Here is a 21,473-nt window from a genome sequence, read left to right on the forward strand (position 1 = left end):
TAGAGTGTTGATCTAGCAGGGGAACGAGACGCCTGTCATGACGACGCACGACGTTCACAAGGTCCGCAATTTCGAGCACCCCGGCGCGGGTCGGAAGCGCGCCAAGGCCACGCCGAAGGGCCGGCAGGTCGATCTGGTCGCCGCACATGAGGTCGAGCAACTGCTCGGCAACCGGCCTCGGCAGCGCGACATGCTGATCGAGTTCCTGCACCTGATCCAGGATCGTTATCGCCAGATTTCGGCGGCGCATCTGGCCGCGCTTGCCGACGAGCTGAAACTGTCGTTCGCGGAGGTGTTCGAGACCGCGACCTTCTACGCGCATTTCGACGTGGTGAAGGAGGGCGAGCCGGACATCGCGCCGCTGACCATCCGCGTCTGCGATTCGCTGACTTGCGCGATGCTGGGTGCCGAGCCACTGCTGCAGGAACTGCAGAGCACCGCGGGCCCCGGCATCCGCGTGGTGCGCGCGCCCTGCGTCGGCCGCTGCGACACAGCGCCCGCTGTCGAGGTCGGCCACAACTTCATCGATCATGCGACCGTCGACAATGTGCTCGCGACGGCGAAGGCGGGCGACACGCATGCGCATCTGCCAGCCTATGTCGATTACGACGCTTACGTCTCCGGTGGCGGCTACAAGCTGCTCGATCGATTGCGCTCGGGCGAGCTTGCGAAGGAGGGCCTGCTGAAGTCTCTCGATGACGCCAGCCTGCGCGGGCTCGGCGGCGCGGGCTTCCCGACGGGACGCAAATGGCGCGCGGTGCTCGGCGAGCCCGGGCCGCGGCTGATGGCGATCAATGGCGACGAGGGCGAGCCCGGCACATTCAAGGATCGCTACTACCTCGAGACGGATCCGCACCGCTTCCTCGAGGGAATGCTGATCGGCGCCCATGTCGTCGAGGCGCCCGAGGTCTACATCTACATCCGCGATGAATATCCGGCGTCGCGCGAGATCCTCGAACGCGAGATCGCGAAACTGCCCGCGGGCGGCCCGAAGCTGCACATGCGCCGCGGCGCGGGCGCCTATATCTGCGGCGAGGAATCCTCGCTGCTGGAGAGCATCGAAGGCAAGCGCGGACTGCCGCGGCACAAGCCGCCTTATCCGTTCCAGGTCGGCCTGTTCGGCCTGCCGACCCTGATCAACAATGTCGAAACGCTGTGGTGGGTGCGCGATATCGTCGAGAAGGGCGCCGACTGGTGGAAAAGCCACGGTCGCCATGAGCGGCAGGGCCTGCGCAGCTTCTCGGTCTCGGGGCGGGTGAAGAATCCCGGCATGAAACTCGCGCCGGCCGGCATCACGGTGCGTGAGCTGATCGAGGAATATTGCGGCGGCATGGCCGACGGGCACGTCTTCCGCGCCTATCTGCCCGGCGGCGCGTCGGGCGGCATCCTGCCGGCAGATATGGACGACATCCCGCTCGATTTCGGCACACTGGAAAAATACGGCTGCTTCATTGGCTCCGCTGCGATCGTGATCCTGTCGCAGCAGGACAGCGTCAGGCTGGCCGCTTTGAACCTGATGCGCTTCTTCGAGGACGAGAGCTGCGGCCAGTGTACGCCGTGCCGGGTCGGCACCCAGAAGGCGGCGCAGTTGATGGAACGCCCGGTCTGGAACCGCGCGCTGCTCGACGAATTGAGCCAGGCGATGCGCGATGCATCGATCTGCGGCCTCGGCCAGGCCGCCTCCAATCCGCTGACTTCAGTCATCAAATACTTCCCCGACGAGTTCAAGGAAGCTGCCGAATGACCGCGATCACCTTCGAACTCGACGGCAAACAGGTCGAGGCCCATCCGGGCGAAACCATCTGGCAGGTGGCCAAACGCCAGGGGCAGGAGATTCCGCATCTCTGCCACTCGCCTGCGCCGGACTACCGGCCCGACGGCAATTGCCGCGCCTGCATGGTCGAGATCGAAGGCGAACGCGTGCTGGCGGCCTCCTGCAAGCGCACACCTTCCGTGGGCATGAAAGTGAAGTCCGCGAGCGCGCGTGCCGTCGCGGCGCAGAAGATGGTGATGGAGCTCCTGGTCGCCGACCAGCCGGCGCGTGAAACGTCGCACGATCCGGAGTCAAAGTTCTGGCACTGGGCGGAGAAGACCGGCGTCACCGAGAGCCGGTTTCCAGCAGCGGAGCGCTGGAAGACCGACGCCAGTCATCCGGCGATGCGGGTCAATCTCGACGCCTGCATCCAGTGCGGGCTGTGCGTGCGCGCCTGCCGCGAGGTGCAGGTCAACGACGTCATCGGCATGGCCTACCGCAATCACGACGCCAAGATCGTGTTCGACTTCGACGATCCGATGGGCGAGTCCACCTGCGTCGCCTGCGGCGAATGCGTGCAGGCCTGCCCGACCGGCGCGCTGATGCCGGCGGTGATGCTCAACGACAAGCAGGAGCGCGTCACCTATCCCGACCGCAAGGTGGATTCGCTGTGTCCTTATTGCGGCGTCGGCTGCCAGGTCACCTATGAGGTCAAGAACGAGCAGGTGATCTACGCCGAAGGCCGCGACGGGCCGGCCAACCACAACCGGCTCTGCGTCAAGGGCCGCTTCGGCTTCGACTACATCCATCACCCCAATCGCCTGACCAAGCCGCTGGTGCGGTTGCCAAATGTGAAGAAGGACGCCAACGACCAGGTCGATCCGGCCAATCCCTACACCCATTTCCGCGAGGCAACGTGGGAAGAGGCGCTGGATATCGCAGCGAACGGCCTCAAGAACATCCGCGACGAGAAGGGCGTGAAGGCGCTCGCCGGCTTCGGCTCGGCCAAGGGCTCCAACGAGGAAGCCTACCTGTTCCAGAAGCTGGTGCGTACCGGCTTCGGCTCCAACAATGTCGATCATTGCACGCGGCTGTGCCACGCCTCGTCGGTGGCTGCCTTGTTCGAAGGCTTGAGTTCGGGCGCGGTGTCGGCGCCGTTCTCCGCCGCTGCCGATGCCGAGGTGATCTGGGTGATCGGCGCCAATCCGACCGTCAACCATCCGGTCGCCGCGACGTTCATCAAGAACGCCGCCAAGCGCGGCGCCAAGCTGTTCGTGATGGATCCGCGCCGGCAGACCTTGTCGCGGCACGCCACGATGCATCTGCAATTCAAGCCGGGCTCCGACGTCGCGATGCTGAACGCGATGATCAACACCATCATCACGGAGGGGCTTGCCGACGAGCAATATATCGCGGGCTATACCGAAGGCTATGAGGACCTGAAGGCCAAGATCGTCGAGTTCACGCCGGAGAAGATGGCGCCGATCTGCGGCATCTCGGCCGAGACGTTGCGCGAGGTAGCGCGCACCTACGCCCGCGCGAAGTCCTCCATCATCTTCTGGGGCATGGGCATCAGCCAGCATGTCCACGGCACCGACAATGCGCGCTGCCTGATCGCGCTGGCCTTGATCACCGGCCAGGTCGGCCGTCCCGGCACCGGGCTGCATCCGCTGCGCGGCCAGAACAACGTGCAGGGGGCCTCCGATGCCGGCCTGATCCCGATGTTCCTGCCGGACTACCAGCCGGTCGGCCGCGATGACATGCGTGGCGCCTTCGAGAAGCTCTGGGGCCAGGACCTCGATCCCGTGCGCGGTCTCACCGTGGTCGAGATCATGAATGCGATCCACGCCGGCGAGATTCACGGCATGTATGTCGAGGGCGAGAATCCGGCGATGTCGGATCCCGATCTGCAGCACGCCCGCGAGGCGCTCGCCAAGCTCGATCATCTGGTGGTCCAGGACCTGTTCGTCACCGAGACTGCCTTCCACGCCGACGTGATCCTGCCGGCATCGGCCTTCGCGGAGAAATCCGGATCGTTCACCAACACCGATCGCCGCGTGCAGTTGGCGCGCGAGGTGATCAAGCCGCCGGGCGACGCGCGGCAGGATCTCTGGATCATCCAGGAGATCGGCAAGCGCATGGGCCTTCCCTGGAACTACGCGGGCCCCGGCGAGGTCTTCACCGAGATGGCGCAACTGATGCCGTCGCTGAACAACATTACCTGGGAACGGCTGGTGCGCGAAGGCGCGGTGACCTATCCGGTCGACGGTCCGGACGAGCCTGGCAATGAGATCATCTTCACCACGGGTTTTCCGACCGAAAGCGGCCGCGGCAAGATCGTGCCGGCCAAGGTGATTCCGCCGGACGAATTGCCCGACGATGAATATCCCATGGTGCTTTCAACAGGCCGCGTGCTCGAGCACTGGCATACCGGCTCGATGACGCGCCGCGCCGCGGTGCTCGACCAGATCGAGCCGGAAGCGGTCGCCTTCATGTCACCGAAGGACATGAAACGCCTCGACCTGTGGCCCGGCGACTTCATCCGCCTTCAGACCCGCCGCGGCGCGGTCGAAGTCAAGGTCCGCACGGACCGCGACGTGCCCGAGAACATGGTGTTCATGCCGTTCTGCTACGCCGAGGCGGCGGCGAACCTGTTGACCAATCCGGCGCTCGATCCGTTTGGGAAGATTCCGGAGTTCAAGTTCTGCGCGGTGCGTGCCGAGAAGGCCGAAGTCCGTTCGGCGGCGGAGTGACACCGTGTTCGATGGACAGTCACCCGCAGAAATCAAGTAAGTGGGTCTGTCGCATCGCCGAAAAAATGTCGGGCGCCTGATATCCGGAAGAGCGCTAAGGCTGTCGTGCTCGCAAGCCAGAGACAGACAGTTGGAGGCGTCGCCATGTCACGTCACCACAAGATGCCGCCGGTCCCGCCCGCCAACCGCAGCCCCAAGGGCACGGGTGGCGCAGTGGAGGTCAAGAAGGACACCTCATCCGGCAGGACCGTGAGCAACCTCGCCGAGCAGGGCGACACGGCCAACATCAAGCAGAACACGACGAACGCCGGATATTTCAAGGGGCGTCGTGCGGGTTAGATAGAACCGCACTGCGTTGCTCGCTTTCACTCCGCCGCGGCAGGCGTCGTCTTGGCGGCCTCCAGCGCCGCGGCTATCGCCTCATCCACGCGCTCGAGCCAGATGAATTCGAGCTTGCTGCGGGCGCTGGCGGGAATGTCGTCGAAGTCGCGCTTGTTGCGCGCCGGCAGCATCACGCGGGTCAGGCCGGCCGCGGCGGCGGCGACGACCTTCTCCTTGATGCCGCCGACCGGAAGCACGAGGCCGCGCAGCGAGATCTCGCCGGTCATCGCGGTGTCGCTGCGCACCGTGCGATCGGTGAGCAGCGAGGTGAGGGCCGTGAACATCGCGACCCCCGCGCTCGGGCCGTCCTTCGGCGTCGCGCCCGCCGGAACGTGGACATGGATGTCGCTCTTCTCGAATAGGGTCGGGTCGATGCCGAGTTGGGGGGCGCGGCTCTTCACCAGCGTGAGCGCCGCCTGGACGCTCTCGCGCATCACCTCGCCGAGCTGGCCGGTGATCATCAGTGCGCCGCGCCCGGGCGTGCGCGAGGCCTCGATGAACAGGATGTCGCCGCCAACCGGCGTCCAGGCGAGCCCGGTCGCAACACCCGGAATGCTGGTGCGCATCGCGATCTCGTTCTCGAACCTGGGCTGGCCGAGCAGCGGCACGATGTCCTTTGGCGCGATCGTGACGTGGTTTGCGCTGCCTTCGGCGATCTGCACCGCGACGTTGCGAAACACCTTGCCGATCTCGCGCTCCAGATTGCGGACGCCGGCCTCGCGGGTGTAGCTGCGGATGATCAGCCGCAGCGCATCGGGCTCGATCTCGGCCTGATCTGCCTTGAGCCCGCTGGCCTCGAGCTGGCGGCGGACCAGGTAGCGCTTGGCGATCTCGAGCTTCTCCTCCTCGGTGTATCCGGCGAGGCTGATGATCTCCATGCGGTCCAGCAGCGGGCCGGGAACGCCGTCGAGCATGTTCGCGGTCGCGATGAACACGACGCGCGAGAGATCGAACGGTACGCCGAGATAGTTGTCGCGGAACGTCGCATTCTGCTCGGGGTCGAGCACCTCGAGCATCGCGGCTGACGGATCGCCCTGGATGCCGCGGCCCATCTTGTCGATCTCATCGAGCATCATCACGCAATTGCGCGCGCCCGCCTTCTTGATCGCCTGGATGATGTTGCCGGGCAGGGCGCCGATATAGGTGCGGCGATGGCCGCGGATCTCGGCCTCGTCATGCACGCCGCCGAGGCTGACGCGGACGAAGGGCCGCGCCATCGCGCGCGCGATCGACTGGCCGAGCGACGTCTTGCCGACGCCGGGCGGGCCGACGAAGCAGAGGATGGGCGCCTTGCCGCTGGGCGCCAGCTTGCGCACGGCGAGATACTCGATTATGCGACTCTTGATCTTTTCGAGGCCGTAATGGTCCTCGTCGAGGATGCCCCGCGCCTCGGCGATATCGATCGGCTTCTCCACCGGAAGGCTCCAGGGCAGCTCGACCAGCCAGTCGAGGTAGCTTCGAACCATGCCGGATTCCGCCGCGGCCTCCGGCATCCGTTCGTAACGGCGCAGCTCCTTTTGCGCCTGGCTCTCGGCCTCCGGCGGCATCTTGGCTTCAGCGATCGCCTTGGTCAGCTCCGCCACCTCGGCCGCCTTGCCGTCGCCTTCGCCGAGCTGGCGCTGGATCGTCGCCATCTGCTCGCGCAGGATCGCCTCGCGCTGCCGCTCGTCAAACGCCGCCTTGGTCTTCTGCCCGATCTCCTGGCTCAGCCGCAGCACCTCGATCCGCTCGGCGAGATGTCGCGAGACCTTGTCCATGCGGAGCGAGAGGTCGATGGTCTCGAGGATGTCCTGCTTATCCTGCGGCTTGATGTCCATGAAGGAGGTCGCAAGATCGGCCAGCATGGCCGGCGAGGTCGCGCCCTGCAGCGCCGCGAGCAATTCCGGTGGCGCCTGCGGCAGCAATTGGGCGGCCTCCAGCGCCTGCCGTTGCAGGTTGAGGAAGCGCGCCTCGATCTCCGGCGAGGTGGATGTGGGTTCGGGGATCTGCAGGACCCGCGCCGCCAGGAACGGCGTCCCCGGCAAATAGTCGAGCACGCGCATGCGCTGCACGCCCTGGCAGACCAGATGATGGCTGTCGTCGGGCCCGGTGAGGTAGCGAACGACATTGGCGACGGTGCCGATGCGGTAGAGATCGTCGGCGCCGGGGTCGTTCAGCTCCGGATCGCGCTGCAGCAGGATGCCGATCTGCCGCTGCTCGCGCACCGCCTGCTGCGCCGCGGCGATGGATTTCGCCCGCGCGATGGTGATCGGGATCACGAGGTCCGGGAACAGCACGGTGTTGCGCACCGGAACGATGATCAGGGCATCTCCGGGAATCGGCGTCGAACGATCGGACGTCGAAACGGGCGCAGCGCTTGACGCGTCGGAACCAGCCATGCCGAACTCCTCAGCTCGATTTTCCAAGCCGCAGCCCGACGCAACCATGCGCGGCAAAGCGGGTGATGGTATAGCGGCCTACGGGTAACTGAATGCGGCGTTCGAACCGGCCCTGCGGCAGTTCGAGGCGCAGGATGCGGGCATTGCGCAGTTCCGCGGGCAGGGTGCGGCGGCCGCTGATCACGAGCGTTGCGCCTTCGAGCGCGGCTTCGACCTCGTCCGGATCGACCCCCGGCAGCGCGACCAGGATGAGGATCTCGTCGTCGGTCTCGATCACGTCGGTGGGCGGCTCCCAGCTCGGCTCGCGGCTTCCGGTGCGCGGGTGCAGGTTCAGGAAGCGCTGGTGCAGGCGCTCGGCCCGGGCCAGCGTCTCGATCGCATCCGACAGCATCCAGTTGATGGGATCCTTGGGCTGCATGGGCGCCTCTGATTTTTGCGTTCGGACCGGACGTTACCGATGTTGCCGCCGACCGTAAACCTGATCCGGACCTGGTGAATTGGACAAAATCCCGAAAAATGTTCCCTTTGCCGCGACACAGCGCGGGACCTGTGTCATCCGGCCATTTATGCCGTGCTTATTCCGTATGGCAGCGGGCCGTCTCGAATTCCTACGGTCATATCTGCATCTTGAGGCGGCGCGCCAGGGTGCGCGCCCCGACAGGAAGGTGGGACATGACCCTGCTCTACTCACACGATGTCCGGTGGCACGGCTCGGCCGGCGCTTCGCGTTTCACGCTGCGTCGTGTCGTCAAGCGGATCAGCGCTGCCTTCAGGTTGATCCACAGCGCCATCGCCGCCGCGAAGATCCACCGCCTGCGCAATGAGCTGCTGCTGCATCGCGATCACGAGGATTGGACGCAGTTGAATGTTCGCTCCGCACTGCATGGTGAGGAATTCACGCGATATCCGCACCAGCCGGTCGTGCTGGGCGAGAAGTGGGACTACTGACATGCGCGCATCGTCATCGACCGCTATCGTCACTCTGCTGCGCCGCGCCGCAGAACCATTGTTCAAATTCCTCGCCTGGATCGGCGAGGAGCCAATCAGCGTCTATCGGCCCGAGGCCCACAATATGCGCGGTCCGGGCCCGGCCTGGCGCGCCAGGCATGCGCAGCAGTCGCAGGCATCAATGCGATGAGAGGATGTCGCGGCGAGCCGCGATCCTGTCCGGCACCCAGCAGGCTCACGTCGCGCCGCTGCGTCCCGTCAGATGATCGAGCAGGTTCATCGGCAGCGGAAACACCACGGTGGACGAGCGCTCGCCCGCGATGTTTTGCAACGCCTCGAAATAGCGCAGCTGCATCGCCTGCGGCTCCTGCGCGAGGATCCGGCCGGCCTCGACCAGCTTCTCGGCCGCCTGCTGCTCGCCCATCGCGTTGATCACCTTGGCGCGCCGCAGCCGCTCCGCCTCGGCCTGCTTGGCGATCGCCCGCACCATGGTTTCATTGAGGTCGACATCCTTGATCTCGATTCCGGTGACCTTGATGCCCCAGACGTCGGTCTGCCGGTCGAGGATCTCCTGGATGTCGGCGTTCAGCTTGTCGCGCTCGGCCAGTATCTCGTCGAGATCGTGCTTTCCGAGCACGGATCGCAGCGTGGTCTGGGCGAGTTGGCTGGTTGCGACCATGTAGTCGCTGACCTTGATGATCGCTCGCTCGGCGTCGACGATGCGGAAGTAGAGCACGGCGTTGACCTTGACCGAGACGTTGTCGCGGGAAATCACGTCCTGGGGCGGCACGACCTGGACCACCACCCTCAGATCGACCTTGACGAGCTGCTGCACGATCGGGATCAGGATGATGAGCCCTGGACCCTTCACGCCCGTGAAGCGGCCGAGTGTGAAGACGACGCCGCGCTCGTATTCGCGCAGCACGCGGATTGCCTGGGTCAGAAAGATGATGACGAGCAGCGCGATCGCCGCATAGGTGAAATAGTCGAGCATCATGCTGTACCTCCTCCGCCGGTGGCGGCTGATGCGCGCCGCACCACCAGGGTCAAATCGATGACACTGGCCACTTCAACCATCTCTCCGGACCTGAACGTCTCGGTGCCGCGCGCCTGCCAACGCTCGCCATGGGCGAAGACGTGGCCTGCGTTGCCGGACCAGTCGATCACCTCCGCCGGCAGGCCGCGCATCGCCTGCGCGCCGACCAGCACGGGGCCGTTGCGGGCGCGGCGCAGTGCGCCGAGCACGACGAGGATAAGGCCGATGAACATTGCCGACACGATGCCGATCACCGACCATGACAGGTGGTATCCGGGCGGCTCGACCCGAAACAGCATGGCCGCGCCGAGCACAAAGGCGACGACGCCCCCGAGGCCGATCACGACGGTCGGATTGAAGGCTTCGATGGTGAGGAGTGCGATCCCGACCAGCATCAGGGCGAACCCGGCGTAGTTGATCGGCAGCATGTTGAGGGCGTAGAGGCCGAGCAGCAGGCTGATCGTGCCGACCACCCCTGGCGCAACGGCGCCGGGAGACATGAATTCGAAGATCAGGCCATAGATCCCGACCATCAGCAGAACGAATGCGACGTTGGGATCGGTGATGACAGCCAGCGTCCGCGAGATCCAGCCCGGATCGATGGCTTCGACCACCGCTCCGTTCGTTGCGAGACGTTGCGTCTTGCCGCCGGCTACCTCCACCGTCCTCCCGTCGACCTGCCGGAGCAATTCGGCCGGATCGCGTGCGACGAATTCGATCACGCCGGCCTGCAGGGCGCCGTTGGCGGAGAGGGTGGCTGCGTCGCGGACCGCCTTTTCGGCCCAGTCGGCATTGCGGCCGCGCAGTTCGGCGAGGCTGCGGATGAAGGCGACGGCATCGTTGGTCACCTTCGTCGTCATGGCGTCCTTCCCGGACGAATGATCGCTGTCTTTCTTGTCTTTGGCTTCCTTGTCCGGGGCGCTGCCCGGCAGGCCCGGGATCGGACCGCCGATCTGGACCGGCGTCGCGGCACCGATATTTGTGCCCGGCGCCATCGCCGCGACATGGGTCGCATAGAGGATATAGGTCCCGGCGCTCGCGGCATGGGCTCCGGAGGGCGCAACATAGCCGATCACGGGTACGGGCGAGGCGAGCACATCCGTGATGATCTCGCGCATGCTGCTGCTGAGGCCGCCCGGCGTATTCATGCGCAGGATGACGACCTCGGCGTGCCGTTCGGCAGCCTTGGCGAGCGCGTCCTTCACATAGCTGGCCGACGCCGGTCCGATCGCGCCGTCAATCGAAATGGTGAGGGCAAGGCGGCTGTTCTCCTCCGCCAAACCCGGCCCGATGGAGATAAGCAAAGCGACGAGCACGGACGCCGCAACGAGGGCCGCCTTCAAGGTCTGCACGGCAAGCACTCCCTTGGGAGGGATATGGGGCGCCGTTGCCGAACCTCAATATGGGAGTGACGTCAGGGGTGATGGCCGTGCGTCATTGTGCATTGCGACGGGCCGCATGGCGCGCAGGCGGTCTTGGCAAATCAGATCGGCCGCGCGGTCGTGGACGGCTTGATCGAAAATCGTGGCCACGCTTCGGGCATCGGTGCAACCTCGGACGCGCCCCGATCGTCGGCGGCCTGGGCCATGTCGAGATATTCGTCGGCGATGTCAGCCATCGCCCGTGCGATCTCGGCCTTCGCCGCTGCGTCCAGCTGCACGATCGGCAGGCGGACCGTGGGGCGCATCAGGTCGAGCAGGGACAGAGCGAGCTTCATCGCTGCGGGATGGTCCCGTTCCAGCAGCATTGCAAGCGGCACCAGCCGCTGGTGCAGGTAGCGCGCCGGCTGCAATCGCCCCCGCTGGAAGTTCTTGTGGACCGCGGCGCACAGATCGGGCGCGACATTTGCGACGGCCGAGATGCAGCCATGACCGCCTGCGGCAAGATAGGCGAGCGATGTCGTGTCGTCGCCGGTCAAAAGCCGGAAACCGGCCGGCAGGCGTGAGCGCAGCTGCGTCAACCTGATGATATCGCCGCTGCCGTCCCGCAAGCCGGCGAACTGCGGCGAGCCGGCCAGCTCGACGAGCGTGTCGTCGGACAGGCCGCGCACAGTCCGCGACGGGATGTCGTGCAGGATGACGGGTAGCCTGGTCGCCGCGACGACCGCACGGAAATGCGCCGCGATGCCCGACGGCATCGGCTTGTTGTAGTAGGGAACGACGGACATGATGGCATCGGCGCCGGCCGCCTGCGCGGCCTGCGCGAACGTCACCGCGCGTTCGGTGGCATTCGATCCAGCGCCGGCGATGACGCGGATGCGCCTTCGCGCGATCTCGACGGCGGCGCGAACGAGTTGCTCGCGCTCCGCCGGCTCCAGGGTCGAATTTTCACCTGATGTTTCGCCGACCAGCAGCGCCCTGGCGCCGGCCGCGATCTGGCGTTCGCACAGCCGGGCGAACGCTGCCTCGTCGATGCCGCCCTTGTCGTTGAACGGCGTCGGCAGGTCGGGGATGTACCCCGTGAGCCAGTCGAAGGATGTTGCGTGATGGGTCATCTGGCATCACCGATCTCGGGCGACGCGGCTTGTCTGGATGGTGGCCGTCAGGCGGTCCTGCATGTCGAGCTCGATCTCACGCGACAGTTCAACGAGCATTTCGGGGTGCTGGCCGTTCTCGAACAGCGCGTATTTGACGGCCTGGGCGCGATTGACGAACAGGCCGCCATAGAGGCCGTTCTGTTCCTGGGCGACCCACTGGCCACGACGGTTGCGGCCGATGAAGACGACTGATGACGCAGAGCTGCACGAGGGAGGTTCGACGAGTTTCACGTTGGCATTTCCTTGAAGTGAACTGAACGCCGGCAATGTCTGATGTGCCGGATATGAAATCGAGCGCGAACCGGCGGCGACTTCATAAGAGCCGCATAGGATAAGGGAATGGGTTTCAGTGGTGATGGACGATGCCGGTCGCCAGCGCGCACAGCGCGACATAGGCCGTCATTTCGTCCCAATGATTGAGATGAGCGGACAGCGGCGGCTCGCGCCTGACGGCGCCGACCACCGCGCAAATCAATGCCGACATCCATAACAGCGCGACCAGGCCCTTGCCGAATCCGGCACCCGCAAACGCGGCAAAGCCGATCATGATGGCGAGGCGGGATCCGAACCGGATCAGGACCTGGGCCGACCGCAGCTCCTGCGGAAGATTATTCGCCCGCATCGCAGCGTTGCCGTCAGCTGAAGCTGTCGACGAGGAGCGGCGGGCAGAGCGAACCGTCCCTATGAGGGACCGTAGGCACGCTGGTGCGGCTTTCGGGCGCGCTGAGCTGCCGGGCCTCGAGGAAGGCGCCGAGGATCGCCAGCGCGAGATCCTCATGACGGGTTTCGATCGCGCGGTCGAGCCAGTCGGGAAGCTCGCGTTCGCGCGACAGCGCGCAGTGCCATTCGCCCTCGTCATAGACCAGGCGGCGGACCTGCCATTGCGGCAGTTCGAGATCGACCAGCGCCAGCACGGCGTCGGTCCATGCGCCTGACTCGATCAGGCGTTCGATCCGCGCGGTCTTCCCGCCTTGTCCAGGCGAAGGAAAGCGCCGGCAGGTCTGGCTGATGATGTCGGCCATGAACCCGGCGGTGACCGAAGAGGCATCGCGTAGCCGGTCGCGGATGTCAGGGAAGGTGTTTTCTGCTGGCAGTGACATGACGTCGTCTCGTCCATGCGCGGCGCCACACGTTGACCGCGTGTCCAATATGGCTGGATGGTTATTTGAAAACGAGACGAGCCGGGGGATGGAGATATAGGGATTCCATAAAGACCCGATCTCGTCGTCCCGGCGCAGGCCGCGACCCATAACCACTGAGCGTTGTTGGCGACGCACGATAACGCCGCTCGTGCCCTTTCCGGGGTCCGCGGCGTACGGGTCCCGGCCTGCGCCGGGACGGGCATATATACAATTCCTATAACATCCATATTCGCCACATCTCGAAAACCTATGCCCTGGATGGCACTTCACGCCCATCCCCGCGGTGTCGCCCATGTGGCCTCCCGCGGCCTCGACGCATAGGAGTCTCCTCATGATGGACATTGTCATGGCTACGCTGGCGCTCGGCTTATTCGCGGCAGGCATCGGCTATGCCTACGCCTGCGAACGGCTCTAGGGGAGGCGGCGATGATCTTCGACTATTCGCTCGCCGGTCTCGTCTCGCTCGGCCTGCTCTTCTACCTCACTTATGCATTGCTGCGGCCCGAACGCTTCTAGGCGTCATGATGCTCGCGCTCTGCAGAATTTCCGTCGCCGACGCGGTTCTGAGCGGCCTGCTCGTGCCGCTGCTGCGCCTCGCTCCCATTCGAAAGGTTTGACGCAATGACCGTCATCGGCTGGATTCAGATTGTTCTGTACTGCGCGATCGTGCTCGCGCTGGTCAAGCCGCTCGGCTGGTACATGACCCGCGTCTTCAACGGCGAGCGCACCTTCCTTTCTCCCGTGCTGCGCCCGGTCGAGCGTGGCATCTACTGGATCGGCGGCGTCGACGAGCGCCGTGAGCAGCACTGGCTGACCTATACGGTCGCCATGTTGCTGTTCCATATCGGCGGCTTCTTCATCATCTACGGCCTGATGCGGCTGCAGGCCGCGCTGCCGTTCAACCCGGCCGGTCAGACGGCGGTCGCCGAAGATCTCTCCTTCAACACCGCGATCTCCTTCATCACCAATACCAACTGGCAGAACTACGGCGGCGAAAGCACGCTGTCCTATCTGGTCCAGATGCTTGGCCTGACCCACCAGAATTTCCTGTCGGCCGCGACCGGGATCGCGCTGGCGGTGGCGCTGATCCGAGGCTTCTCGCGCTCCTCGATGCGCACGGTTGGCAATTTCTGGGTCGACGTCGTCAGATGCACGCTCTACGTGCTGCTGCCGATCTGCATCGTCTACGCGCTGTTCCTGGTCTCGCAGGGCATGCCGCAGACGCTTCAGCCCTATGTCGACGCCACCACGCTGGAAGGCGGCAAGCAGACGATCGCGCTCGGACCGGTCGCCTCGCAGGTTGCGATCAAGATGCTCGGCACCAACGGCGGCGGCTTCTTCAACGCCAATGCCGCGCACCCCTTCGAGAATCCGACCGCCTTGTCCAATTTCGTGCAGATGATCTCGATCTTCGCGCTAGGCGCCGCGCTCACCAACGTATTCGGCCGCATGGTCGGCAACGAGCGGCAGGGTTGGGCGATCCTCGCCGTGATGGGTGTGCTGTTCATTGCGGGCGTCACCGTCACCTACTGGGCGGAGGCCAACGGTACGACCGCGCTGCAGGCGCTCGGCCTGACCGGCGGCAACATGGAAGGCAAGGAGGTGCGCTTCGGCATCGTCGCGTCCTCGCTGTTCGCCGTCGTCACCACCGCCGCCTCCTGCGGCGCGGTCAACGCCATGCATGACAGCTTCACCGCGCTCGGCGGCATGATCCCGCTGATCAATATGCAGCTCGGCGAAATCATCGTCGGCGGCGTCGGCGCCGGCCTCTACGGCATGCTGCTGTTCGTTGTGCTGGCAATCTTCGTCGCGGGCCTGATGGTCGGCCGCACCCCGGAATATGTCGGCAAGAAGATCGAGGCGCGCGAGGTGAAGATGGCGATGCTCGCGATCCTGGTTCTGCCCCTGATGTATCTCGGCTGGACCTCGGTCGCTGTCGTGCTGCCGTCCGCGGTGGCCTCGATGGCCAATGCCGGCCCGCACGGCTTCACCGAGGTGCTCTACGCTTTCACGTCCGCGACCGGCAACAACGGCTCGGCCTTCGCCGGCCTCTCCGGCAACACCTTCTTCTACAACCTGACGCTCGCCTGCTCGATGTTCGTAGGCCGCTTCTTCATGATCGTGCCGGCGATGGCGATCGCGGGGTCGCTTGCGGAGAAGAAGTCGCACCCGCCGTCTGCCGGCACGTTCCCGACCACCGGCGGGCTGTTCGTTGGCCTCGTCGTCGGCGTCATCCTGATCATCGGCGGCCTCACCTTCTTCCCGGCGCTGGCGCTCGGGCCGATCGTCGAGCACCTCGCCATGAACGCCAACACCCTGTTCTGATCGAATTTGACTGGAGTGACCTCCATGGAAACTGCAAAACAGCAAAAGAGGGGTTCGACGATGCTCGACCCCAAGATCCTGGTCCCGGCGATCACGTCGGCCTTCGTCAAGCTCGATCCCCGGCTGATGGTGAAGAACCCGGTCATGTTCGTGGTCGAGGTCGTCGCCGCGCTGACCACCGTGATCTTCGTTCGTGATCTCGTCACCGGCGGCGCGAGCCTCGGCTTCACGTTCCAGATCATCCTTTGGCTCTGGTTCACCGTGCTGTTCGCCAACTTCGCGGAAGCCGTCGCCGAGGGCCGTGGCAAGGCGCAGGCGGAGACGTTGCGCAAGACCCGCACCGAGAGCCAGGCCAAGCTGCTCACCGGCATCGACCGGACCTATCGCATGGTGCCCGGCACCTCGCTGAAGGTCGGCGACATCGTGCTGGTCGAGGCCGGCGACAATATTCCCTCCGACGGCGAGGTGATCGAAGGCGTCGCCTCGGTCAACGAGGCCGCGATAACTGGCGAGTCCGCGCCCGTGATCCGGGAATCCGGCGGTGACCGCTCGGCGGTGACGGGCGGCACGCAGGTGCTGTCCGACTGGATTCGCGTCCGCATCACCGCGGCGCAGGGCTCGACCTTCATCGACCGCATGATCAAGCTGGTGGAAGGTGCCGAGCGGCAGAAGACGCCGAACGAGATCGCGCTCAACATCCTGCTGGCCGGTCTCACCATCATCTTCGTGTTCGCCACGGTGACGATTCCGAGCTACGCGACCTATGCCGGCGGCTCGATTTCGGTCGTGATCCTGGTCGCATTGTTCGTGACACTGATCCCGACCACGATCGGTGCGCTGCTGTCGGCGATCGGTATCGCCGGCATGGACCGCCTGGTGCGCTTCAACGTGCTGGCGATGTCCGGCCGCGCCGTGGAAGCCGCCGGCGACGTCGACACGCTGTTGCTCGACAAGACCGGCACCATCACGCTCGGCAACCGCCAGGCGACCGCATTCCGCCCGATCCGCGGCGTCAGCGAGCAGGAGCTCGCCGACGCGGCGCAGCTTGCCTCGCTCGCCGACGAGACGCCGGAAGGCCGCTCCATCGTCGTGCTGGCGAAGGAGAAGTACGGCATCCGCGGCCGTGACATGACGGAGCTTGCGGCGACCTTCGTGCCGTTCACGGCGCAGACCCGTATGAGCGGTATCGACGCCGGCTCTTCCGCCGTCCGCAAGGGCGCGGTGGATGCGATCCTGAACTACATCAACGGCGGCGCCGCATCTGTGGTCACCCAGGGCGGCGCGGTGCGCGCCATTCAGGCCAACGTCAACACCGATGCCGCGCGCGAATTGCAGTCGATCGCCGACGAGATCGCCAAGGCCGGCGGCACGCCGCTGGCGGTCGCCACGGACGGCCGGTTGCTCGGCGTGATCCACCTCAAGGACATCGTCAAGGGCGGCATCCGCGAGCGCTTTGCCGAGCTGCGCCGCATGGGGATCCGCACCGTGATGATCACCGGCGACAATCCGATGACGGCAGCGGCGATTGCAGCCGAAGCCGGCGTCGACGACTTCCTGGCGCAGGCAACTCCCGAGGACAAGCTCAAGCTGATCCGCGACGAGCAGGCCAAGGGCAAGCTGGTGGCGATGTGCGGCGACGGCACCAACGACGCACCCGCGCTGGCGCAGGCCGACGTCGGCGTCGCCATGAACACCGGCACGCAAGCGGCCCGCGAGGCCGGCAACATGGTCGACCTCGACTCCAACCCGACCAAGCTGATCGAGGTCGTCGAGATCGGAAAGCAGCTGCTGATGACCCGCGGCGCATTGACGACGTTCTCGATCGCCAACGACGTCGCGAAATACTTCGCGATCATCCCGGCGATGTTCCTCGCCTTCTATCCGCAGCTCTCGGTGCTGAACGTCATGCGCCTGGCAAGCCCGCAGAGTGCGATCCTGTCGGCGATCATCTTCAACGCGTTGATCATCATCGCGCTGATCCCGCTGGCGCTGAAGGGCGTCAAGTACCGCGCGGTCGGCGCCGGCGCGCTGCTGAGCCGCAACCTGATGATCTACGGTCTCGGCGGCATCATCATTCCGTTCATCGGCATCAAGGCGATCGACCTCGTGGTCGCCGCTCTGGGTCTGGCCTAAGGAGCCACCATCATGTTGAGAGAAATCCGTCCCGCCATCCTCGTCCTTGTCGTGCTGACTGCGATCACGGGCCTGGCCTATCCACTCGCGATGACCGCAATCGCGGGAGCCATTCTCCCGAAGCAGGCGCAGGGCAGCCTGATCGAGAAGAACGGCAAGGTGATCGGCTCCGCCCTGATCGGGCAGGAATTCAAGGAGGGCAAGTATTTCCACGGCCGCCCGTCCGCGACGGTGACGCCTGATCCGAGCGATTCCTCCAAGACCGTGCCGGCGCCGTACAACGCGGCCAATTCGGGCGGCTCCAATCTCGGTCCGACCAGCAAGGCGCTGAACGACCGGGTCAAGGCGGACGTCGAGCAGCTCAAGGCCGAGAATCCGTCGGCCAGCGTTCCCGTCGATCTCGTCACCACCTCAGCCAGCGGGCTCGATCCCGACATCTCGCCGGAGGCCGCGCTGTTTCAGGTGCCGCGGGTCGCCAAGGCGCGGAGCATGTCCGAGGAGCAGGTCCGCCAGCTGGTGACGCAGAACACCCAGGGACGCTTTGCCGGCCTGCTCGGTGAGCCGCGCGTTAACGTTCTTGCGCTCAACCTGGCGCTGGACGGCGCGACCGCGAAATAGGGCAGTGTCTGCTGCTCGCAGGATGACTATATTGCCGTATGGCCAATCAGCGCCGCGACACTGAAAAACGTCCCTCACCCGATGCGCTGCTCGAGGCCGCGCGTCGGGAGACCGACCGTTCGGGGCGGCTGAAGATCTTCGTCGGCGCCGCGCCCGGCGTCGGCAAGACCTACGAGATGCTGAATAGCGCCCACGCCCGCATCAAGGCGGGCGTAGATGTCGTGGTCGGCGTCGTCGAGACCCACGGCCGGGCCGAGACCGAGGCGTTGCTGAAGGGCCTCGAGGTGGTGCCGCGCAAGCGGCTGAGCTACCGCGACCAGGTGCTCGAGGAAATGGACCTCGACGCCGTGATCGCGCGGCGTCCGCAGATCGCCCTCGTCGACGAGCTCGCCCACACCAATGCGCCGGGCAGCCGGCACCCCAAGCGCTATCTCGACGTCGAGGAACTGCTGTCGCACGGCATCGACGTCTATACCGCCGTCAACATCCAGCATATCGAGAGCCTCAATGACGTGGTCGCGCAGATCACCCATGTCAGGGTGCGCGAGACCGTGCCGGATTCGGTGTTCGATCGCGCCGACGCCATCGAGCTGATCGATCTCACGCCGGACGACCTGATCCAGCGGCTGAAGGAGGGCAAGGTCTATGTGCCCAAGCAGGCCGAACGGGCGCTGGAACACTATTTCTCGCCGGGCAACCTGACCGCGCTGCGCGAGCTGGCGCTGCGCCGGACCGCCGAGCGGGTCGACGAGCAGCTGCTCACGCATATGCAGGCCAACGCGATCGCCGGGCCCTGGGCCGCGGGCGAGCGTATCCTGGTGTGCGTCAGCGAGGACCCGCGCGCGGCCGGGCTCGTCCGCTACACCAAGCGCGTGTCGGACCGGCTGCACGCGCCCTGGACCGCCATCAGCATCGAGACCCGCCGCAGCCTGCAACTGACCGACGGTGAGCGCGACAGTCTTGCCGACACGATGCGGCTCGCGGAAGCGCTCGGTGGCGAGGCACTGACCATTCCCGGGGTCGGCCGCCGCATCGCGGACGATCTCATCAACTACGCCCAGGCCAACAACGTCACCCAGATCATCATCGGCAAGTCGACCCGTTCGCGCTGGTTCGAGCTGGCGCGCGGCTCGGTGGTGCACGATCTGGTACGCCGGGCCGGCAATATCAGCGTCAGCGTCATCGCGGGCGACGAACCGCCGGTCGCCAAGGCGCAGGTGCAGACCGCACAGCGGCCGGAGCCGTTCAACCCGCGGCCCTATCTGATGGCGCTGCTGCTGATCGCGCTCGGCCTGGGCGCGGCCGAGCTGATCCAGCCGGTGTTCGGCGTCGAGAACGTCGATCTCGTCTTCATCACCGCCGTGGTCGGCGCGGCGGTGCGTTACGGGCTGTGGCCGTCGCTGCTGGCGAGCGTTGCCGCCTCGCTGTGCTACAATTTCTTCTTCTTGCCGCCGGTCTACACCTTCACGATCACCGACCCGACCAACGTCGCGGCGTTCTTCTTCTTCATGCTGATCGCGCTGATCGTCTCGAATGTCGCGGCCCGCGTGCGCACGCAGGCCGACACAGCGATCGGGCGCGTGCGCACCACCGAATCGCTCTATGCGTTCAGCCGCAAGCTCGCCGGCACCGCGACCCTCGATGATGTGCTGTGGGCGACGGCGTACCAGACCGCGCTGATGCTGAAGGTGCGCGTCGTGCTGTTGCTGCCGGAGGACGGTGTGCTGACCGTCAAGGCGGGCTATCCGCCCGAGGACCAGCTCGACAAGGCCGATCTGGCGGCGGCCAACTGGGCCTGGGGCAACGATCGGCCGGCAGGGCGGGGCTCGGACACGCTGCCGGGTGCCAAGCGGCTGTTCCTGCCGATGCGCACTGGACGCGGCCTGATCGGCGTGATCGGCATCGATGATGACCGGACCGGCCCGCTGCTGACGCCGGACCAGCGGCGCCTGCTCGACGCGCTGATCGACCAGGGCGCGCTCGCCATCGAGCGCGTGCTGCTGGTCGAGGACATGGACCGGGTCAAGCGCACGGTGGAGTCCGACCGGCTGCGCGGCGCGTTGCTGACCTCGATCTCGCACGATCTCAAGACGCCGCTCGCCTCCGTGCTCGGTGCCGCCTCGACCCTGCGCGACCTTGGATCGGGCCTGTCGGATGCGCAGAAGCATGATCTGCTCGCGACCGTGATCGACGAGTCCGAGCGGCTCAACCGCTTCATCGCCAACCTGCTCGATATGACCAAGCTCGAATCCGGCGCGATCGTACCGAACACCGCGCGCCACGACATCGGCGAGATCGTCGGCAGCGCGCTGCGCCGCGCCGCCAAGATCCTGGTGCATCACAGGGTGTCGCTGGAGCTTGCCGCCGACATGCCGATGCTCGAGCTCGACGCCGTGCTGTTCGAGCAGGTGCTGTTCAACCTGCTCGACAACGCCGCCAAATATTCGCCGTCGGACACCACGATCTTGATCCGCGGCGTGCGCGATCGCGAGACCATCGCGCTGCAGATCATGGACGAAGGCAACGGTATTCCGGCAGCCGAACTCGAAAGCGTGTTCGACAAATTCTATCGTGTCGAAAAGGGCGATCATGTCCGCCCCGGCACCGGTCTTGGCCTGGCGATTTCGCGCGGCTTCGTCGAGGCGATGCGCGGCACCATCTCCGCTGCCAACCGGTCCGACCGGATTGGCGCCGTCATCACCATCCGCCTGCCGATCCCGGCCGACGCCCACGCGCTGGACACCGCTGCATGAACGCAACGCCCATCAAGGTCCTGGTCATCGACGACGAGCCGCCGATCCGCAAGTTGCTGCGGATGGGTCTGAGCACGCAAGGCTACGACATCCTCGAAGCCTCCAACGGCAAGACCGCTCTGGAGATGCTGGCCGAGGAGCCGGCGCTGATCATCCTCGATCTCGGCCTGCCCGACATCCAGGGGCACGACCTGTTGCGCATGATCCGCGGCCGCAACGAGAATGTGCCGGTCGTGGTGCTGTCGAGCCGCGGCGACGAAGCCGGCAAGGTGCAAGCCCTTGACCTCGGCGCCGATGATTACCTGACGAAGCCATTCGGCATGGACGAGCTTCTGGCGCGGCTGCGGGCAGCGCTGCGGCATCAGTTGCAAGTGCAGGGGGAGCGGCCTGTGTTCCGCTCCGGCGACCTCTCGGTCGACCTGGTGCGCCGGCTCGTCAGGGTCGGTGACAGGGACATCAAGCTGTCGCCGAAGGAGTATGATCTCCTGCGCGTCCTGGTGCAGCACGCCGGCAAGGTATTGACCCATCGCTTCCTGCTGAAGGAATTGTGGGACGAGTTGACCGATGCGCAGTATCTGCGCGTCTATGTCCGTCAGCTCCGCCAGAAGATCGAGGCCGATCCCGAGCGTCCGCAATTCGTGCTCACCGAAACCGGCATCGGCTATCGGCTGCGCGCGGCGGACTAAAGTCGGATTCGGAACTTTCATCGCAGCCGAG

At 65.6% G+C, this 21,473-nt stretch carries 19 protein-coding genes; 11 read left to right on the forward strand and 8 right to left on the reverse strand.

From position 1 onward, the window contains the following. The first annotated feature begins 37 nt into the window (after positions 1-37). The 3 genes from JQ586_RS00265 (at position 38) to JQ586_RS00275 (ending at position 4,845) form a co-directional block, all read left to right on the forward strand. The gene (locus JQ586_RS00265) at positions 38-1,744 is read left to right on the forward strand and encodes an NADH-ubiquinone oxidoreductase-F iron-sulfur binding region domain-containing protein (RefSeq protein ID WP_212392470.1); all 1,707 of its coding nucleotides are present in this window, start codon (positions 38-40) and stop codon (positions 1,742-1,744) included. Further along, positions 1,741-4,506, forward strand: a complete 2,766-nt coding sequence (gene fdhF / locus JQ586_RS00270) for a formate dehydrogenase subunit alpha (protein WP_212392471.1) — start codon at positions 1,741-1,743, stop codon at positions 4,504-4,506. The genes JQ586_RS00265 and fdhF overlap by 4 nt, the downstream gene beginning before the upstream one ends. A gap of 144 nt (positions 4,507-4,650) precedes the next feature. Beyond that, positions 4,651-4,845, forward strand: a complete 195-nt coding sequence (locus JQ586_RS00275; protein WP_212392472.1) for a hypothetical protein — start codon at positions 4,651-4,653, stop codon at positions 4,843-4,845. A 26-nt stretch (positions 4,846-4,871) separates the two neighbouring features. Here JQ586_RS00275 and lon read toward each other — a convergent pair whose 3' ends face one another. Further along, positions 4,872-7,265 carry an endopeptidase La gene (gene lon / locus JQ586_RS00280; RefSeq protein WP_212392473.1) on the reverse strand — a complete coding sequence of 798 codons (2,394 nt, stop codon included), beginning with the start codon at positions 7,263-7,265 and terminating at the stop codon, positions 4,872-4,874. Between the two features lie 10 nt (positions 7,266-7,275). Further along, positions 7,276-7,683: an Hsp20/alpha crystallin family protein gene (locus JQ586_RS00285; protein ID WP_212392474.1), complete on the reverse strand. Its 408-nt coding sequence runs from the start codon at positions 7,681-7,683 to the stop codon at positions 7,276-7,278. 254 nt (positions 7,684-7,937) lie between these two features. Between JQ586_RS00285 and JQ586_RS00290 the strand changes: the two genes are divergently transcribed. Beyond that, the gene (locus JQ586_RS00290) at positions 7,938-8,213 is read left to right on the forward strand and encodes a hypothetical protein (RefSeq protein WP_212392475.1); all 276 of its coding nucleotides are present in this window, start codon (positions 7,938-7,940) and stop codon (positions 8,211-8,213) included. A 1-nt stretch (position 8,214) separates the two neighbouring features. Beyond that, entirely contained in the window at positions 8,215-8,403 is a 189-nt protein-coding gene (locus JQ586_RS00295) for a hypothetical protein (protein ID WP_212392476.1), read from the forward strand. Positions 8,404-8,448: 45 nt separating this feature from the next. On the opposite strand, the gene JQ586_RS00300 is transcribed toward JQ586_RS00295, so the two are convergent. The 6 genes from JQ586_RS00300 to JQ586_RS00325 all read right to left on the reverse strand — a co-directional run bounded on the left by JQ586_RS00300 (position 8,449) and on the right by JQ586_RS00325 (position 12,885). Continuing rightward, on the reverse strand, positions 8,449-9,210 hold the full coding sequence (locus JQ586_RS00300) for a slipin family protein (RefSeq protein ID WP_212392477.1): 762 nt from the start codon (positions 9,208-9,210) through the stop codon (positions 8,449-8,451). Then, positions 9,207-10,601, reverse strand: a complete 1,395-nt coding sequence (locus JQ586_RS00305) for a nodulation protein NfeD (RefSeq protein ID WP_212392478.1) — start codon at positions 10,599-10,601, stop codon at positions 9,207-9,209. The genes JQ586_RS00300 and JQ586_RS00305 overlap by 4 nt, the downstream gene beginning before the upstream one ends. 131 nt (positions 10,602-10,732) lie before the next feature. Then, positions 10,733-11,743 (reverse strand): 4-hydroxy-tetrahydrodipicolinate synthase, encoded by a 1,011-nt coding sequence (gene dapA / locus JQ586_RS00310; RefSeq protein WP_212392479.1) that lies wholly within the window; start codon positions 11,741-11,743, stop codon positions 10,733-10,735. A 6-nt stretch (positions 11,744-11,749) separates the two neighbouring features. Next, entirely contained in the window at positions 11,750-12,016 is a 267-nt protein-coding gene (locus JQ586_RS40350; protein ID WP_312016912.1) for a hypothetical protein, read from the reverse strand. A 115-nt stretch (positions 12,017-12,131) separates the two neighbouring features. After that, positions 12,132-12,407, reverse strand: a complete 276-nt coding sequence (locus JQ586_RS00320; RefSeq protein WP_212392481.1) for a hypothetical protein — start codon at positions 12,405-12,407, stop codon at positions 12,132-12,134. A gap of 13 nt (positions 12,408-12,420) precedes the next feature. Beyond that, entirely contained in the window at positions 12,421-12,885 is a 465-nt protein-coding gene (locus JQ586_RS00325; protein ID WP_212392482.1) for a hypothetical protein, read from the reverse strand. A 468-nt stretch (positions 12,886-13,353) separates the two neighbouring features. On the opposite strand from JQ586_RS00325, the gene JQ586_RS00330 reads away from it, so the two are divergent. The 6 genes from JQ586_RS00330 (at position 13,354) to JQ586_RS00355 (ending at position 21,442) form a co-directional block, all read left to right on the forward strand. Further along, entirely contained in the window at positions 13,354-13,443 is a 90-nt protein-coding gene (locus JQ586_RS00330) for a K(+)-transporting ATPase subunit F (RefSeq protein ID WP_016846764.1), read from the forward strand. Positions 13,444-13,548: 105 nt separating this feature from the next. After that, a complete protein-coding gene (kdpA, locus tag JQ586_RS00335) occupies positions 13,549-15,252 on the forward strand; it encodes a potassium-transporting ATPase subunit KdpA (protein WP_212392483.1) in 1,704 nt (567 codons plus the stop codon). Between the two features lie 24 nt (positions 15,253-15,276). Further along, the gene (gene kdpB, locus JQ586_RS00340) at positions 15,277-17,385 is read left to right on the forward strand and encodes a potassium-transporting ATPase subunit KdpB (protein ID WP_212392484.1); all 2,109 of its coding nucleotides are present in this window, start codon (positions 15,277-15,279) and stop codon (positions 17,383-17,385) included. Between the two features lie 12 nt (positions 17,386-17,397). Beyond that, positions 17,398-18,003, forward strand: a complete 606-nt coding sequence (locus tag JQ586_RS00345) for a K(+)-transporting ATPase subunit C (protein WP_212392485.1) — start codon at positions 17,398-17,400, stop codon at positions 18,001-18,003. Positions 18,004-18,041: 38 nt separating this feature from the next. Continuing rightward, entirely contained in the window at positions 18,042-20,756 is a 2,715-nt protein-coding gene (locus tag JQ586_RS00350; RefSeq protein WP_212392486.1) for a sensor histidine kinase KdpD, read from the forward strand. Further along, positions 20,753-21,442, forward strand: coding sequence for a response regulator (locus JQ586_RS00355; protein WP_212392487.1), 690 nt, complete (start codon positions 20,753-20,755; stop codon positions 21,440-21,442). The genes JQ586_RS00350 and JQ586_RS00355 overlap by 4 nt, the downstream gene beginning before the upstream one ends. The last annotated feature ends 31 nt before the right edge of the window (positions 21,443-21,473 follow it).

Origin of the sequence: Bradyrhizobium jicamae (assembly GCF_018130215.1) — a bacterium.
Classification (GTDB): domain Bacteria; phylum Pseudomonadota; class Alphaproteobacteria; order Rhizobiales; family Xanthobacteraceae; genus Bradyrhizobium; species Bradyrhizobium jicamae_A.